This window comes from Streptomyces sp. ID05-39B, from assembly GCF_033794725.1.
Taxonomy (GTDB): Bacteria; Actinomycetota; Actinomycetes; order Streptomycetales; family Streptomycetaceae; genus Streptomyces; species Streptomyces bobili.
In genome coordinates this window covers 1-2,835 of sequence record NZ_JARGEF010000445.1, presented here as the reverse complement: position 1 = coordinate 2,835, position 2,835 = coordinate 1, and the positions used below count along the sequence as shown (strand labels likewise).

At 73.2% G+C, this 2,835-nt stretch carries 1 protein-coding gene; it reads right to left on the bottom strand.

All coding sequences use genetic code 11. From position 1 onward, the window contains the following. Positions 1 to 846 precede the first annotated feature (846 nt). Positions 847 to 2,835, bottom strand: a 1,989-nt coding sequence (locus tag P1P75_RS40860; protein WP_319264925.1) for a LuxR C-terminal-related transcriptional regulator, incomplete at its 5' end; no start/stop codon positions are given.

Below are 2,835 nucleotides of genomic sequence, written 5' to 3'. Positions count from 1 at the left end.
GGTGGGGGACTCCCGTTCGGGTGACGGGTGTGGGGAATCTTCGGCGATCATGTGCTCATATTCTGGTACCGGATTCGGCGGACGGGTGCCACGTCTGCGTTGCCGCGCCACCCCTTCCGGCTCCAAAAGCACGTGGAGGGCCCTGGCGCCGTACGGCGCCAGGGCCCGAAGGAACTGCTACACCATCTGCCGGCCTTCGTGCTGCGCCGGCCCTCTGTTTCCGCACACCCGACCGAAAAGCCGTCGGGGATACCGGGATCGCGGTTGCTTGACCGGAGACCACCTCACTATCGATGTCCTGCGGTACCCGGGTTCAGCACATCGGCCCGGGCGATCCTGATGGCGCTCGGCTCCTCCGTTCGTCCCTCAGTGATCAACTGCTTGTCCGGCACTGATCGCCGGACATTCCTTGCCAACATTCCTTGCCAAACAGGGGACTGCGTACTGCTGGTACTGCCTACTGCTGGTACTACCGGTACTGCTCATGGCAGCCCCTGATCACTGCGGGCCACCCGGTCCGGTCGTCAGTCCCGTCGCCGTCCTGCAACCGCTCTGGCTTCGCGACTCCACCACCGAACCGCCCTGCGAACTGCAACTGCGTACTGCGACTACCTACTGCAACTACGTACTTCTGCCTGGCAGTTCGTGTCTGCCGGGCCTTGCGGTCCTTCTGGCTACGAGAGAAACCATAATCACGTCGCTCACCAATGTCTACTCCAGACACCACAGATTTTCGCGCGTTCGACGGCAAGGAAATCGTCCGGGGCGGCCCCGCGTCGACCGCCGTCCAGGACATCACCCTGCCCACCCCGGTGATCCTCCGCCTCCCGGCTCCCACGGGGGTTCCTAGGCCTCCCCCTTCAGCGCCTCCCCCAGTTCTCCGCGGCGGCGGATGCCCAGTTTTCGGTAGGCGCTTGTGAGGTGGGTTTCCACGGTGCGGCGCGCTATGTGGAGGAGGTCGGCTATCTCTGTGTTGGTGCGGCCGGCCGCGGCGAGTTCGGCTATGCGGCGTTCGCTCCCGGTGAGGGAGGCGGTGCCGGTGTGCGCGGTGGTGGTGCGGCGGGCGCCGCCCGCGCGCAGGGCTTCCTCGGCTCGGGAGCGCAGGCGTACGGCGCCGAGGCGTTCGGCTCGTTCGGCGGCCTCGCGAAGGCTGTCGCGGGCGCGGGACCGGTCGCCGCCGGTGGACAGGAGGCGGCCCTGGGTGAGGAGGGCGGCGATCAGGTCGGCGTCGGCCGGGGAGTCGCGGAGCAGGGCCACGGACTCCTCGGCGAGTTCCAGGCCGCGTCGGCCGCCGGTCGCCCGGGCCAGGACGCGCAGGGCCCGGCCGACCGTGCGCGGGGTGTCCCACACCCGGGCCAGCCGCAGTTCCTCCTCGGCGAGGGCGATCGCCTCGCGGGGGCTGCCGAGGGCCAGCCGGCAGCGGGCCGCCGCCGACCGCCAGGGGGTGACCACGGGGCTGAGCACGGCGCGGGCGGACTGGCGGCGGCCGCACTCCAGGAAGTCGTGCAGCGCACCGGTCGTGTCCCCGTCGGAGAGGCGGAGGATGCCGCGTGCGTACAGGAAGCGGTTCAGCTCCCAGGAGTCGGGCGCGCCCCGCAGGTCGAAGCGGGCCGCGAGGCGCCGTGCCTGCGCCGCGCGGCCGGTTTCGACGAGGGCGAGGAGGGCGTGGGCGTCGGCGTTGGTGGGGGCGCCCGTGGCCGGGGTTTCGGTAGCGGTTTCGGCGTCGGCGTCAGGAACCGCTTCCGTACCGGCCCCGGCCCTCGCCCCGGCTCCGATCTCCGCCTCGGTCTCGGTCCCTGTCGCGGTCCTGGTCTCGGTCAGCAGGCGGGTGTAGTCGCCTCGGGCCGCCGCGATGTCCAGCAGGACGTCGTGCAGGGCCCGTTGCATGGGATGGAGGAGGGAGGGGCGTTGGCCGGCCAGGCCGCGTTCGACCAGGCCTTCCGCCTCGTCGAGCTCGTCGGCCCACTGGGCCACGGCCGCCGCGGTGCCCAGCAGGAACGGCTCGGCAAGCGGTTCCGCCGGTTCGGTCAGCAGGGTCCGCAGCCGGGCCATCGCCGCCTTCGCCGAACTCGCCCCGGCGGTCGCCGCGTAGCGCACGAGCAGGGCCTGGCCGGTGGCGCCGACCAGTTCCGGTGAGCGTCGCGCGGTGTCGGTCAGCCAGCGGTAGGCCTCGCGGCGGACCGTCTGGTCCTGGTCGGACAGCAGCGCGGACGCGGTCCGCACGGTGCGGACCAGTTCGGGGTGACCGGTCAGCCCGTCCTCCATCGCGCGCAGCACCTGCACCGCGGCCCGCACCTCGCCGCGGCCCGCGAGCGCGGTGCCCAGCGCGAGGGCCGTACGGACCCGGTCGCGGGGCTCCGCCGGGAGGTTGAGGGCCTCGGCGAGCCGGGGGAGACCGGCCGGGGCGTCGGCGGAGGCGTACTCCAGCGAGCCCAGTTCGGTCAGCAGCCGCTGGCGCAGGTCGTCGGGGAGGGGTTCGGCGAGGGCGCGCCTGAGGTAGACGACGGCGTCGTCGGGGCGGCCCTGGTGGACGGCGACGGCGACGGCGTCCCGCAGCACCCGCAGCGCCCACGGCAGTCCGACCGGCCCGCTGCCCAGCAACTGCCGGGCCACGGCGTCGACCCGGTCCCCGCGCCGCAGCATCGCCTCGGCGACCGCGAGATGCGCGGCCCGGCGGCGGGCACCCGGCCAGCCGCTGAGTACGGCGTCCCGGAGCAGGGGGTGGGCGTAGCGGGGCCGGCCCTCCGCGTCCGCCCGCAGCAGTCCGAGCCGTGCCATCGCGGTGAGCCAGCCGGCCACCCGGGCGGGGTCCGCGCCGGTGGCGTCGGCGAGGAG